Below are 13,077 nucleotides of genomic sequence, written 5' to 3' on the forward strand. Positions count from 1 at the left end.
AAGGGCGAAGCTTGGGCACTGGGCGAAATCCTGCGGTGACGACGAAAAAGGCAGGGTGGTGCTTGCCGACTGACTGTAGTCCGGCTGATGCAAGCCGGCTAGCATGCCTTGAAGTGAGGCGAAGTGCCAGCATGGCCGACGAGCGTCGTTTGCCCTGTTTCGCCCATTCCGGTAGCTTTGCCGCACGCGCGCGGGAGCGCCTGCGCCCCGCCCTACACCCCTGATCACAGAACCAAGGTCACCCATGGCTCAATACGTCTTCACCATGCATCGGCTGAGCAAGGTTGTTCCGCCGAAGCGGGAAATCCTTAAAAACATCTCCCTGTCGTTCTTCCCCGGCGCCAAGATCGGTGTGCTGGGCCTCAACGGCTCGGGTAAATCGACTCTGCTGAAGATCATGGCCGGCGTGGACACCGAGTTCGACGGCGAAGCGCGCCCGATGCCCGAGCTGAACATCGGCTACCTGCCCCAGGAGCCGCAGCTGGACCCGAACAAGAGCGTGCGCGAAGTGGTCGAGGAAGCGGTCAGCGTGGTGAAGGACGCCCAGGCTCGCCTGGACGAGGTCTACGCCGCCTACGCCGACCCGGACGCCGACTTCGACAAGCTGGCCGCCGAGCAGGCCAAGCTCGAAGCCATCCTCCAGGCCAGCGATGGCCACAACCTGGAGCGCCAGCTGGAAGTCGCCGCCGATGCGCTGCGCCTGCCGGCCTGGGACGCCCGCGTCGAGCACCTGTCCGGTGGTGAGAAGCGCCGCGTGGCCCTGTGCCGCCTGCTGCTGTCCGCCCCCGACATGCTGCTGCTGGACGAACCGACCAACCACCTGGACGCCGACTCCGTCGCCTGGCTGGAGCACTTCCTCCACGACTTCCCGGGCACCGTGGTAGCCATTACCCACGACCGTTACTTCCTCGATAACGTCGCCGGCTGGATCCTCGAACTCGACCGTGGCGCGGGCATCCCCTACGAGGGCAACTACTCCGGTTGGCTGGAGACCAAGTCGGCCCGTCTGGCCCAGGAATCCAAGCAGCAGTCGGCCCATGAAAAGGCCATGAAGGAAGAACTGGAGTGGGTGCGCAAAGGCGCCAAGGCCCGCCAGTCGAAATCCAAGGCCCGCCTGCAGCGCTTCGAGGAAATGCAATCCCAGGAATTCCAGAAGCGCAGCGAGACCAACGAGATCTACATCCCGGCCGGTCCGCGCCTGGGCGACAAGGTCATCGAGTTCAAGAACGTCACCAAGGGCTACGGCGACCGCGTGCTGATCGACAACCTGTCGTTCTCCATGCCCAAGGGCGCCATCGTCGGCGTGATCGGCGGTAACGGTGCCGGTAAGTCGACTCTGTTCCGCATGCTCATGGGCAAGGAGCAGCCGGACTCGGGCAGCATCGAGATCGGCGAGACCGTGCAACTGGCCTGCGTGGACCAGAGCCGCGACGACCTGGATGGCAGCAAGACCGTGTTCCAGCAGATTTCCGACGGCTCCGACCAGATCCGCATCGGCAACTACGAGATCCCGTCGCGCACCTACGTCGGTCGCTTCAACTTCAAGGGCGGCGACCAGCAGAAGTTCGTCAAGGACCTGTCCGGTGGTGAGCGTGGCCGCCTGCACCTGGCCCTGACCCTGAAGGAGGGTGGCAACGTCCTCCTGCTCGACGAACCGTCCAACGACCTCGACGTCGAAACCCTGCGCTCCCTGGAAGAAGCCCTGCTGGACTTCCCCGGCGCCGCCATCGTGATTTCCCACGATCGGTGGTTCCTGGACCGCGTCGCCACCCACATCCTGGCGTACGAAGACGACTCGCAAGCGGTGTTCTTCGAAGGCAACTACACCGAGTACGAAGCCGATCGCAAGAAACGCCTGGGCGATGCCGCTGCCCAGCCGCACCGCGTGCGTCACAAGAAGCTGGCCCAGTGACCTGAGGTCAGCCCCCGGTTGATGCCGGGTGGGCCGCAAAAGAAAACGGAGCCGAAAGGCTCCGTTTTCGTTTCCGCTCCCGGCTTACTTCACCTTGCGGGCCAGGTCGTCCAGGCTGCGTTGCAACTGGTCGGTCTTGCGTGCCTGCTCATCCAGCCCGCGCTGGATGCCGGAGATGTCGTTGGCCGAGCCGCTGTCGCGCTTGAGGTCGTCCACCTGGCGCCTCAGGGCGCTGATGGTGTCGGCCTGATCGCTGCTCAGCTGATTCAGCTTGTTGATGTGCTTCTGCATCTCCTTGAGATCGCCGACGCTGATGTTGCTCTCCGTCAGTTGGCCCCCGTGGGAGGTGCTATCCACAGCGGCGAGGTTGTCATAGCTGCTGGCCGAGCCTGCCATCTCGACACCTGCTCGGGCCTGGCCGATGCCGGCGAGCAGCAGGGCGGTGAGCGTGGTGGCGGCGAGGAGGGAAGGACGCATGCGCGAGCGGTACATGGATGGACTCCTGGGAGTGAGTGCCGAAATGGCACATCGCTATGACTGGCGCGAATGTGCCGAGTTCTCCCGTGGAAATGGGTGGATACAAAGGCCAGGCGGCAGCGCCCCGCTCGCTCGGTGCTCGCGCGAATGCGCTATTTGAGAGCCTGGATTGCGCCGACAAGGTGCAAGCTTTGCTCGACGAAATCCCCGTTTCATAGGGGTTTATTCCCTTCGATTGCGGCGTCTTTTATAGATTTGCACCAAAAAGATTCAATAAAGCGTCATCTTGCACTTTTGTAGGGCGCATTTTCCTTGCTAGAGTCAGCGCCCTTTTGAACAGAACGAGCAGGCCAGGACGCCATGACCGAATCCGTCGACAACTATCTTGCCCGCCTGAAACGGCGTGACCCCGACCAGCCCGAATTCCACCAGGCCGTGGAAGAAGTGCTGCGCAGCCTCTGGCCCTTCCTCGAGGCCAACCCGCGCTACCTGCAGGGCGGCATCCTCGAGCGCCTCGTCGAGCCCGAACGCGCCATCCTGTTCCGCGTGCCCTGGGTCGACGACGCCGGCCGCGTGCGGGTCAACCGCGGCTACCGCGTGCAGATGAGCAGCGCCATCGGCCCGTACAAGGGCGGCTTGCGTTTCCACCCTTCGGTGAACCTCGGCGTGCTCAAGTTCCTGGCCTTCGAGCAGGTGTTCAAGAATTCCCTGACCTCGCTGCCCATGGGCGGCGGCAAGGGCGGCTCGGACTTCGACCCCAAGGGCAAGAGCGATGCCGAAGTCATGCGCTTCTGCCAGTCCTTCATGAGCGAGCTGTACCGCCACATCGGCGCCGACCTCGACGTGCCCGCCGGTGACATCGGCGTCGGCGCCCGCGAGATCGGCTTCCTGTTCGGCCAGTACAAGCGCCTGTCCAACGAGTTCACCTCGGTGCTCACCGGCAAGGGCCTGTCCTACGGCGGCAGCCTGATCCGCCCGGAAGCCACCGGCTACGGCTGCGTGTACTTTGCCCAGGAAATGCTCAAGGGCCGCGAGAGCGGCTTCGACGGCCAGCGCGTGGCCATCTCCGGCTCCGGCAACGTCGCCCAGTACGCGGCGCAGAAAGTCATGGAGCTGGGCGGCAAGGTGATCTCGCTGTCCGATTCCGAAGGCACCCTGTTCGCCGAAGGCGGCCTGACCCAGGAGCAGTGGGAAGCGGTGATGGAGCTGAAGAACGTGCGCCGTGGCCGCCTCAGCGAGCTGCAGGCGCCCGGCCTGCGCTTCCTCGCCGGCCAGCGCCCCTGGAGCCTGGCTTGCGACATCGCGCTGCCCTGCGCGACCCAGAACGAGCTGGACGCCAACGACGCCCGCACCCTGCTGGCCAACGGCTGCATCTGCGTCGCCGAAGGCGCCAACATGCCCTCGACCCTGGAGGCTGTGGATATCTTCGTCGAGGCCGGCATCCTCTACGCCCCGGGCAAGGCCTCCAACGCCGGCGGCGTCGCCACCAGCGGCCTGGAGATGAGCCAGAACGCCATGCGCCTGCACTGGAGCGCCGGTGAGGTGGACCAGCGCCTGCACGGCATCATGCAGAACATCCACCATGCCTGTGTCGCCCACGGCGAAGAGCACGGCCGGATCAACTACGTGAAGGGCGCCAACATCGCCGGCTTCGTCAAGGTGGCCGACGCCATGCTGGCGCAAGGCGTGGTCTGAGTCGCGACATCCCCTGGTGGGAGCGGATTCATCCGCGACGAAAAAGGGCAGCCGAATGGCTGCCCTTTTCGTTTGCGCGACGGTTGTGCCCGGCCGCTCAATGGCCGGTCAGGGCGCGGTCCATGGCGCGGCGCTTGTCACGCTCCCAGTCCTCGTCGCGATCCTTGGATACCTGCTCGTGGAACTCCCGTAGCTCTTCGCTGCGCACCTGCTCCTTGCACTGCTCGAAGCCGTCGCCCCAGCCTTCGGCGTAGGTGCGCTCCTTGAGGTAGCGCGGCACGTCCTTGCGGAAGGCGCCGGTGATCACGCCTGCCGCCTGGCGGCCACTGCTGCAGCCGTCGCGGAAGCCGTCGGCGAAGGCCGGTGGGTAGCCTTCGGCGATCAGGTGTTGGTGGGTGCTCTCGCAGCCGGCCAGCAGGGCGCAGCCGAGTAGGAGGGGGATGGCAAGGGCGGCGCGGAATGACGCCATGTTCGACTCCCGTACGCCCGTTACCCGGGCGTACATGCGCTGATTTCATTGCGGCGGCCACCCCGGGAGGGGCGGCCTGGCGCAAGTATCGGCGGGAGGATGTCGTGGTTTCGTCAAACCGCCGTGATGGCGATGTCGTGGAAATCCTGCCGCTTACTCTGTATCTGACAGCGGACGGGCAGGAATTGCTGGATCACCTCGATATTGCTCACCAGGTGGTCGCTGAGCACCAGGGTGCTGAAGCTGCCACCGCCGGCCAGGGCCATGGGCAGCAGCAGCTGGTCCGACAGGTGCTCGCCCACCGCGGTGCCAGAAGCCAGCCAGGCACGGGCCTCGTCCACCGCCAGGTCGGCGACTCGCTCCGCACCCAGGCGGGGCTGGCCGAAGGCGCTGAACACCTCGGTCAGGGTCGCGCAGCCGATCTCCAGCAGCAGGGCATTGCCCGGCCCCTGGTCATTGTCGATGAACTGCAGGTGCAGCTCGTCCTCACTCCAGCCCAGGCGCTTGCCCACCCGTTGCAGCTCGCGTTCGCCGACATGGCCGGGAACCCCGGCGACCAGCGCGCGTGCCTGGCGCTTCAACACCGCGCCCGGTGCCTCCAGGTGCAGCGGCTGCAGTTCGCCGGGTGCCATGCGCAACCGCACCACGCCGCCACCGGCCATCATGAAGCCGTGGCGCAGCAGCTCCAGCTCCACCTCGGCGCCCATGCGGCGCAGCAGCGGCAGCCAGGCGCACTGGAGAAAGTCCACCGGCGGCGCCAGCGGGTTGTGGGTGCCGCCGCTGACGTCCAGGGTGCTAGGCCCGTCGGCGAACAGCAGCGCCGGCAGCAGGGTCTGCAGCACCAGGGTGCAACTGCCCCCGCTGCCAATGGCGAAACGGTAGTCGCCGCCGCGTATCGGCCCGGGCGTGAAGCACAGCGTCTGCGAGCCCAGCTCCGCGCCCTCGACCACTGCCCCGGACACCTGCGCTGCCGCCAGTACCGCCGTCAGGTGCTGGCGCAACAGGCCCGGTCGGCTGCGCTTCGCACGGATATTGCGGATGCGGAACGCGCGCCCGCTGATCATCGACAGGCTCAGCGCGCTGCGCAGTATCTGGCCGCCACCGATGGCGCCGTCGAGTTCGAGAAAATCCTTGTTCATGTCTTCAGTGTTCCGATCAATTGCTTCCGCTTGGGCGCTTTCACAGCAGCCGTATCAGGGCCGTCAGTTCTTCTTCGGGTATCAGTTGCCTGTCGCGCAGGCCTTCCAGGCGGGCCTTGAGTGGCGCGGCAGACGCCCAGTATCTGTTCGGTCGCCAGCGCTGACGCCAGGACTGGAACGCCTGTAGCCAGAGCTCGCGCTGGTCTTCAGCAGCGTTGCACAGGCCGTCCAGCAGGCTTTCCGACTGAGCGCCGGAGGGCAGCATCAGGATGAGGTGCAGGCTGCCCGGTATGTCCTCCACGGCACGACGGGCGATCTCTGCCTGCAGTGCCGGCTCGAATGCCGGGTGGCGCAGGCGCTTCAAGGCCAGGAGTGCCGCCACGATCACGCCCGGTGCGGCGTCGTCCAGCAGGACGAGGCTCGCCTCGCTTGCGTGTTCAGGGGCGAGCTCCATCAGCACCTGCAGGCCCTTGCGGCGTACGGAGGGCAGTGGCGTGGCGAGCGCCTGGTGGGCCAGCGGAACGGATTCCTCCATGCGCAGCTCAGCGGCCTGACCGAGCACGCCGTGCCAGTGCGCCCTGTCCTCCGGCAACTGCTCCAGGGCACGTCGCACCACGGCCGGGGCGTCGACGCCGTGGCGAGGCGCAGCCCAGCGCGCCAGGTCGCGAACGGCGGGCGAGCTGTCCAGCAGGGCCGTTTCCAGCCAGCTGTGCAGTTCTGCTGCGTCGGGTTCACCCTTGAGCAGCGCATACAGGGCCTTGGCGCGCAGGCGGCCGCTGCGGTCCATCAAGGCTCGGCGCCAGAGCGGGCCGGCCAATTCGGACGGCGCCTTGCCCAGCGCGTCCATGGCCTGGGTGCGCAGGGTTGGATCGGGGTGTGCCAGGGCGGTCCCGAGCAGTTCGGCGTCGAGGTTGCCCTCCGCCATCAAGGTGCTGAAGACGAAGCGTGCCTCCCGCCCGCTCAGGCCTGGCAGCGCCTGAAGCAAGGTCGGGCGCAGCGCGGGCTCTCGCAGGCGTTCCTGGATGCTGGCCAGGGCCACGCTGTGGTCGGCGCGCATCTTGCGCTGCAGGTCCAGCAGCAGGTCGAGGTTGGCCAGCAGGCTCTCGGCAGACGCTGCGACCAGACGTTGTTCCAGGGCACCCCGTGCCAGCTCGCGCAGGCTCGCTACTGAATCGTTCAGGCAGACGAGGCAATAGGCCAAAGCGGATTCGTCGCCCCGTTCGAGGTGCCGGCGCAGCACGCCCTCGCGGATGAAACCGTTGTGCTGCCGGGGCAGCTCGCGGGCGCTGAGGGCGACGCCGTTGGCCAGGGCGGTTTCGGCTTCGTCCAGCCGGTATCGCAGCCAGTCGGTGTATTCGCCGGCAGCCTGTTTCACGCGTAGCTGGTCCCGCCAATGGGCGAGCCATTGCGTTGTGTTCATTGGAGCTCTCCTTGGATGGGGATCAGGCCCAATCCCTGTCCCGCCGGCTTATGGCGTCGGGGCGGGTGTATTCAATAGCGGTGCCAGTGGCACGCTCTGTGGGCGCAGGGTCGCTGCGCAGTGGCCCAGGCGGGTGGTTTCCGCCTGGGCCTGGGAGGTGCTTTCCGCCACCTGCATCAGGGCGTAGCGGGTAGTGCCCGGGGTGCCGGTGTCGATGACCGCATAGGGCCCCAGGCACTCGGGCTGCCGGGTGCGTGAGGCATGGGCAGCGGTGATGCTGGCGTGGCGCTCGGCGATTACCGCGAGCAGCGGCGCTGGCGGCGGAGTGGCGGCTTCGGCCAGGGCCGAGTGGTCGCCATTCCACTTCAGGTTGCGGGTTTCCAGGCGGTCTGGCGCGTTGTTCTCCGTGGCGTGGTAGCGCACCAGCAGCACCGGATTTTCACCGGTGGCGGCCAGCACCCAACTCTGGTTCGGCCCCGGGGCTTCGTCGTGGGACCAGGCCAGGCGCGGGCCCTGGGCCGTTGCCAGGTAGAGGGCGTGGCGGCGCTTGGGATGCTCGAAGCCTGCCATCTGGGTGACCAGCAGCGCCGGCTCGCCATCCGCCAGCGGCAGCGGGCGTGCCGAAGCGCTGACCTGCCCTTCCTCCTCGCCGGTTATCCACACCCTTGGTTGGGCCGAAGCGCTCGCCAGGGGCGTACTGGTGCCGTACAGGGGATCGGGCTCCGCTGGCTGGGCCGGTGCAGCCGTCGCCGACCAGGCCAGCGCCGCCGGGGCGCCCACCGGCTGGCCGCCACGCAACAGGCGCAGCTCGAAGGGGCAGGGCGCCTGGGTGCAGGCGGGCAGCGACAGTTCGAAGGCCGTTGTAGCGTCCAGGGCGACGGTTTCCAGCCGCTGGCGCTCCTGGGCGGCCAGGCCGAGGAGCGCCGGCAGGGTGATAAGCAGTTTGAAGTCCATTTCCCGTGTTCTCCCTTTACTCGTTGGCGTCAGGCGGCGTGGGTCCGCACGCAGTGGCGCATGAATTCATCCAGCAGGGCGTCATCGCCCTCGCCCCGTGGCAGCTGTGGCGCTTCACCGGCGCTGGCCAGCTGGGTTTCGATGAAGGCGTGCAACACCTCGCGGCGAGGGCCGTAGGTGGCTTCGGTCCCCGCACGCTTGAGTTGCAGCAGCGCGTGTATTTCCTCCAGCAGTGCAGCGTCATCCAGGGTCACCAGCAGGTCCTCGAAGGGCATCGGCGGGCGGCCGCGGCCTTGGTCGAGCCAGCGTACCGCCAGGAGCGGGCGCAGGACGTAGAGGTACTTCTTGAAACGCACGGTCTCGTCTTGCAGATAGCCCCGGAAGTTCTTCTTGGCCATGGACAGGTAGTGGTGACGCACGGCACGGGGCGACCAGAAGGCTTCGGCCAGTTCACGCAGGCGTGCGCTGGCGGCCTCGTCCTGGCGGTACACCAGAGGCGAGTCGAGCCATTCCAGCAGCGTGGGGTTGGAGTTGCGCAGCAGGCGCAGGGCCTTGCGCAGTTCCCAGCCGCTGACGTCCAGCTCGTCGTCCAGCGGGCGCTCGATCACGTCGCGCGGCTCACGCACCTGCAGGTACCAGTCGGGTTGCTCGACGTAGACGAAGCGCACGTCGTAGTCGCTGTCGCTGGAGGCGAAGCCCCAGGCGCGGCTGCCGGATTCGCAGGCGTAGAGCACGGTGACGTTGCGCTCGCGTTCGACCCGGTGCAGTTCCTCCAGCACCCGCTCGCGCATGGCGGCGGGGAGGGGATGGCGGTGGTCGCTGGTCATTTCGTTGGTTCCTTTACTGCTTCAATCGGTGGCGCTGGCGGCCAGCGCGCTGAGTGTTCGTCGTCTCGGGTTGTACAGGGTGAGGCACCAGATGCCCCACCATTCCTTGCCGTCATCGAAGTAGCTGCTCCAGGCGCTGCGCTGGGGTTCGTCGTCGGCGTTGCCCACCCAGTCCAGCACCTGCAGCCCTTCGCCGGCATGCAGCCGCAGGACCTCGCGCCATTCGCGGAAATCCTCCACCTGCAGCGTGCTGCCATAGGGCGGGCCGACCAGGGCCCGGTACAGCGGCCCATCGTCCCGCGCCAGGTCCTCGATGCGCGCGGCATCCAGGGCCTGCGGGCGGGCCCGGTCCAGGTCGGGGATCAGCTCCGGCCAGGGTTTATTGGCGTACTGCGGGTGTTCTTCCAGCAGCTTGCGGCGCCATGCCTGGGAGCGTTCGCGAATGCCTTCGAACAGCACCCGCAGCGCATCCTTGTGCTCGGCCTCGCCGGGGCGGGCGGTGGCATCCAGGCCCAGCACGACGAAGTCGAAGACGCTGCCGGCTTCGTCGAGGCGGGCCTGGAGCTCCGTCACCCGGCGGTTTTCCAGTTTCTGCAGCATGAGTCGCCCCTTCATGAATGTTGAAAAACGTTGGCGAGGCAGTCAGCGCAGATAGCTTTTCAACCTTTTACGCACACCACCTGGCGCAGGGTATGCACCACTTCCACCAGCTCGCGCTGGGCATGCATCACGGCGTCGATATCCTTGTAGGCCATGGGGATTTCGTCGATCACGTCTTCGTCCTTGCGGCATTCCACATGGGCGGTGGCGCGGATCTGGTCTTCCACGGTGAACAGTTTCTTCGCCTTGGTACGGCTCATGGTGCGACCGGCACCGTGGCTGCAGGAGCAAAACGCCTCCTCGTTACCCAGGCCGCGCACGATGAAGCTGCGCGCGCCCATGGAGCCCGGGATGATCCCCAGCTGGCCCTTCTGCGCCGATACCGCACCTTTGCGGGTTACCAGGACCTCCTGGCCGAAGTGCTGCTCCTTCTGCACGTAGTTGTGGTGGCAGTTCACTGCCTCCAGGTTGGCCTCGAAGGGCTTGGTGATCACCTGGCGTGCTGCAGCGATCACGGCATGCATCATCATCGCTCGGTTCTGCTTGGCGAAGTCCTGGGCCCAGCTCACGGCTTCCACGTAGTCGTCGAAGTGCTCGCTGCCTTCTTCGAAGTAGGCCAGGTCGCGGTCCGGCAGGTTGGCGATGTGCTGGCGCATATCGGCCTGGGCCAGTTCGATGAACAGGTTGCCGATGGCGTTACCTACGCCGCGCGATCCGCTGTGGAGCATGAACCAGACGCGCTGTGCTTCGTCCAGGCAGACCTCGATGAAGTGGTTACCGGTTCCCAGGGTTCCCAGGTGCTTGCGGTTGTTGGTCTTCTCCAGGCGCGGGTACTTATCGGTGATCACCTTGAAGCGCCCGGCCAGGGCCGACCAGGCGTGGTCCGCCAGCTCCGGCACGTCTTCCCAGGCGCCTTTGTCTCGGCCACCGCGGGAAACGCTACGCCCGTGGGGCACGGCTCTTTCGATGGCGCTTCGCAGGCCGGCCAGGTTATCCGGCAGGTCGGAGGCGGTCAGCGAGGTGCGCGCGGCGATCATTCCGCAACCGATGTCCACGCCCACGGCGGCCGGGATGATGGCGCCGACGGTGGGGATCACGCTGCCGATGGTCGACCCCTTACCCAGGTGCACGTCCGGCATCACGGCCAGGTGCTTGAAGATGAAGGGCATCTGCGCGGTGTTCATCAGCTGCTTGCGCGCGTCGTCCTCCACCGGTACGCCCTGGGTCCAGAGCTTGATCGGTTTGCCGTTGGCGACTTCCAGCAGGTTGTAGTGCTTTTCCATGTTCTCGTTCCTTTCAATTTCAAAACGGCGACAACTGAGGTGAAACGTGCATCGCGCTCTATCCGTTGAGCTACGGCCCCGAAGAGCCGGCGGGAGTCGAACCCGCAACCACGACGTCCTGTAGTTCCACCGGCATTCGCCGGGTCGATCCTTTGGCCATTCGATGGCCCTGGTGCAGCGACGAGGTGACGCGGACATGAGACTGCTCTACCCACTGAGCTACCCGTTGCCGGGGCGGGGTTCGAACCCGCGACCAATGTAATGTCCGCTGCATTCGCTGCCGGCCCATGCGGGCCGTGGTGAAACAGGTGCGACGACAAAAGGTGGTGAAACGTTTTCGTGTTCTACCGTTGAACTACGGCCCCGCAGTATTGGAGCCGACGGGATTCGAACCCGCATCTCGACCGTGGAAGGGTGTAGTTCCACCGGCATTCGTCGCAAAACTCAAGGTGGCACGACAATGGAAGGCGACTGTTCCGCGTTGCCGCGGGCCGGAATCGAACCGGCTCAACCGATGTACAGCCACCTGCATTCGTGCCGCGCGCTACGGTGACAAAGGTGTGCAGGGACATCGGTGATGTAGTCCCGGCTGCATTCGCCGTCTCGCGCTTCAACTCGTTGCGGGCCCCGCCCCATTGCGGGGCCCTTCATCTTTTCGCTACAGCTCGGTCGCCTCGATCAGCTCGACCCAGTGCCGCGCGCCGTATTCGCCGCTGGCGAACTGGGCGACCACATCGAATACCGCATCGCCGAAACCGCCGACGTTGAGGATGTCAGCCCTCTCCTGCGCCTGGGTGGTGCCGTAGGGCTGGATGTCGATGCAGACCATCTTCGCCTTCGGGTTCAGCCGCTTCAGCTGCTGCCACTGGAGCATGGTTTCGGTGGCGCCGCGACGCTTGGCGTCGATCCAGGATTCGTTGTCGGAAACCAGGATCAGCGTATCCACCTTGGCCTTCTCCTTCACCAGCTGCGCCAGCGGTGCCGAGCAGTTGGTACCACCGCCGCCGATCGAGGCCAGCTTCTGCGCGTTGCTCATCACGCTGTCACGCGGGTTGAGTCGCACGTTCACCACGTGGTTCTCGAACGGCATCACTCGCGCCATCGGCTGCTTGCGCAGTACCGCTGCGGCCATCAGCGCCGCCACGTCGATGCAGCGCACGGTGCTGGTGGCGCCCGGGCGGTAGCCGGTGGCCGGGCTCTGCATGGAGCCGGACACGTCCGGGCACACCACCACGTTGCCCCGCAGCGCCGGCACATTGGCCAGCGACATTTCCAGCGCGTCCTGCAGCGCCTCGCGCACCGGCTCCGGTACTTCGCTGCCGGCCATCTTGTAGGCAGTCAGCAACTGGTACGGGTAGACCCGTGCCTTGGCCACCGCTTCCCGGTCCGCCAGCCGCGCGGCAACCGTGTAGGCCGCGCCGCGCAACTGGAACACACCGTGGCGTGCCAGGGTGTTGAGGTTCATCCGCAGTGCCTGCCAGCCCATTCGCTGTGCCTGTACCAGCCACTGTTCAGCGCTCAGCTGACGGTCACCCAGCAATTGGAAGGGCACGTCCGGCAGCTCGTCGCTGGCGCCGCTGCGGTAAGCCAGCAGGGCGCGGGTCAGCGGCGGCAGCGCGTCGGCGTCCGCCGGCTTGCCGAGTACCCAGGCGAAGAAGGCTTCACGCCAGGCTTCGCTCGGTTTCGGGTGAACCATCTTCAGCACGTCCGCCAGGGACGGTTGGTTGCCGATCGCGGTTTGCAGCAGTTGTCGCTCGCTGGCGGTGTTCAGCCACTCCTGTACCAGTCGCTTGGGTTGTGAACCGAGCGATTTACGGCCGGTCACACCGCTGCGCAGGATCTGCACGACGTTGCGCAGCATCTTGCCGTTATCCACCACCTGGCCGAAAACTGCCGGCAGCAGGGAGGAGCGTTGCGCCGCCAGAGCGGCCACCAGCAGGGCCGGCATGTCCTTCATGTGGCCGGCACGACGGGCGTACACGGCGGTCTTGGCCACGAAGGCCGCGTCCAGTTGAGCCACCAGGGCCAGGACCTCGGCCAGTTGCTCGGGAGCGTCGGCGTAGAAGGTCTGGTTCAGGCAACCGGTCATCGCCAGTTGCGCCAGCTTGTGCTTCGGCTGCAGGGCGTAGGCGCCGGCCTGGCTGTGGTTCAGTGCATCCACCTGCGGCAGGCCTGCTGCCTGGGTGTTGAAGAGTGCGGTGTTGGCCATGGTGGCGTCTCGCTCTGTTGTCCTTTCGTTGACAGGGATATAGCGAGCGGCGTGCCAGTTTCGTTTTCGTGGGTCGAATTAATTTTTAACTC

General features: G+C 66.1%; 11 protein-coding genes. 2 read left to right on the forward strand and 9 right to left on the reverse strand.

From position 1 onward, the window contains the following. The first annotated feature begins 244 nt into the window (after nt 1-244). Nucleotides 245-1,912 (forward strand): energy-dependent translational throttle protein EttA, encoded by a 1,668-nt coding sequence (gene ettA, locus PSm6_RS15310; RefSeq protein ID WP_021219403.1) that lies wholly within the window; start codon nt 245-247, stop codon nt 1,910-1,912. Nucleotides 1,913-1,996: 84 nt separating this feature from the next. On the opposite strand, the gene PSm6_RS15315 is transcribed toward ettA, so the two are convergent. Continuing rightward, entirely contained in the window at nt 1,997-2,404 is a 408-nt protein-coding gene (locus tag PSm6_RS15315; RefSeq protein ID WP_021219402.1) for a hypothetical protein, read from the reverse strand. A gap of 345 nt (nt 2,405-2,749) precedes the next feature. On the opposite strand from PSm6_RS15315, the gene gdhA reads away from it, so the two are divergent. Next, entirely contained in the window at nt 2,750-4,084 is a 1,335-nt protein-coding gene (gene gdhA / locus PSm6_RS15320; protein ID WP_265167670.1) for an NADP-specific glutamate dehydrogenase, read from the forward strand. Between the two features lie 97 nt (nt 4,085-4,181). Here the strand turns inward: gdhA and PSm6_RS15325 are convergent, their stop codons facing one another. The 8 genes from PSm6_RS15325 to PSm6_RS15360 all read right to left on the reverse strand — a co-directional run bounded on the left by PSm6_RS15325 (nt 4,182) and on the right by PSm6_RS15360 (nt 12,985). Then, nucleotides 4,182-4,553, reverse strand: coding sequence for a hypothetical protein (locus tag PSm6_RS15325; protein WP_021219400.1), 372 nt, complete (start codon nt 4,551-4,553; stop codon nt 4,182-4,184). Between the two features lie 113 nt (nt 4,554-4,666). Next, nucleotides 4,667-5,692, reverse strand: a complete 1,026-nt coding sequence (rtcA, locus tag PSm6_RS15330) for an RNA 3'-terminal phosphate cyclase (protein WP_265167671.1) — start codon at nt 5,690-5,692, stop codon at nt 4,667-4,669. 40 nt (nt 5,693-5,732) lie between these two features. Next, on the reverse strand, nt 5,733-7,112 hold the full coding sequence (locus tag PSm6_RS15335; RefSeq protein WP_265167673.1) for a HEAT repeat domain-containing protein: 1,380 nt from the start codon (nt 7,110-7,112) through the stop codon (nt 5,733-5,735). A gap of 48 nt (nt 7,113-7,160) precedes the next feature. Next, nucleotides 7,161-8,066 (reverse strand): hypothetical protein, encoded by a 906-nt coding sequence (locus tag PSm6_RS15340; protein ID WP_265167675.1) that lies wholly within the window; start codon nt 8,064-8,066, stop codon nt 7,161-7,163. Nucleotides 8,067-8,095: 29 nt separating this feature from the next. Continuing rightward, entirely contained in the window at nt 8,096-8,893 is a 798-nt protein-coding gene (locus PSm6_RS15345) for a nucleotidyltransferase domain-containing protein (RefSeq protein WP_043243698.1), read from the reverse strand. Nucleotides 8,894-8,914: 21 nt separating this feature from the next. Then, entirely contained in the window at nt 8,915-9,493 is a 579-nt protein-coding gene (locus PSm6_RS15350) for a hypothetical protein (protein ID WP_043243700.1), read from the reverse strand. A gap of 59 nt (nt 9,494-9,552) precedes the next feature. After that, on the reverse strand, nt 9,553-10,776 hold the full coding sequence (locus PSm6_RS15355) for an RtcB family protein (protein WP_043243702.1): 1,224 nt from the start codon (nt 10,774-10,776) through the stop codon (nt 9,553-9,555). A 658-nt stretch (nt 10,777-11,434) separates the two neighbouring features. Continuing rightward, nucleotides 11,435-12,985 carry a TROVE domain-containing protein gene (locus PSm6_RS15360; RefSeq protein WP_043243703.1) on the reverse strand — a complete coding sequence of 517 codons (1,551 nt, stop codon included), beginning with the start codon at nt 12,983-12,985 and terminating at the stop codon, nt 11,435-11,437. Nucleotides 12,986-13,077: the final 92 nt, after the last annotated feature.

It is taken from the genome of Pseudomonas solani, assembly GCF_026072635.1.
Lineage (GTDB): Bacteria > Pseudomonadota > Gammaproteobacteria > Pseudomonadales > Pseudomonadaceae > Metapseudomonas > Metapseudomonas solani.

Coding starts and splice junctions, on each gene's coding strand:
- PSm6_RS15345 (WP_043243698.1), bottom strand. CDS start 8,893: ATGACCAGCGACCACCGCCATCCCCTCCCCGCCGCCATGCGCGAGCGG.
- gdhA (WP_265167670.1), top strand. CDS start 2,750: ATGACCGAATCCGTCGACAACTATCTTGCCCGCCTGAAACGGCGTGAC.
- ettA (WP_021219403.1), top strand. CDS start 245: ATGGCTCAATACGTCTTCACCATGCATCGGCTGAGCAAGGTTGTTCCG.
- PSm6_RS15350 (WP_043243700.1), bottom strand. CDS start 9,493: ATGCTGCAGAAACTGGAAAACCGCCGGGTGACGGAGCTCCAGGCCCGC.
- PSm6_RS15360 (WP_043243703.1), bottom strand. CDS start 12,985: ATGGCCAACACCGCACTCTTCAACACCCAGGCAGCAGGCCTGCCGCAG.
- rtcA (WP_265167671.1), bottom strand. CDS start 5,692: ATGAACAAGGATTTTCTCGAACTCGACGGCGCCATCGGTGGCGGCCAG.
- PSm6_RS15340 (WP_265167675.1), bottom strand. CDS start 8,066: ATGGACTTCAAACTGCTTATCACCCTGCCGGCGCTCCTCGGCCTGGCC.
- PSm6_RS15355 (WP_043243702.1), bottom strand. CDS start 10,776: ATGGAAAAGCACTACAACCTGCTGGAAGTCGCCAACGGCAAACCGATC.
- PSm6_RS15335 (WP_265167673.1), bottom strand. CDS start 7,112: ATGAACACAACGCAATGGCTCGCCCATTGGCGGGACCAGCTACGCGTG.
- PSm6_RS15325 (WP_021219400.1), bottom strand. CDS start 4,553: ATGGCGTCATTCCGCGCCGCCCTTGCCATCCCCCTCCTACTCGGCTGC.
- PSm6_RS15315 (WP_021219402.1), bottom strand. CDS start 2,404: ATGTACCGCTCGCGCATGCGTCCTTCCCTCCTCGCCGCCACCACGCTC.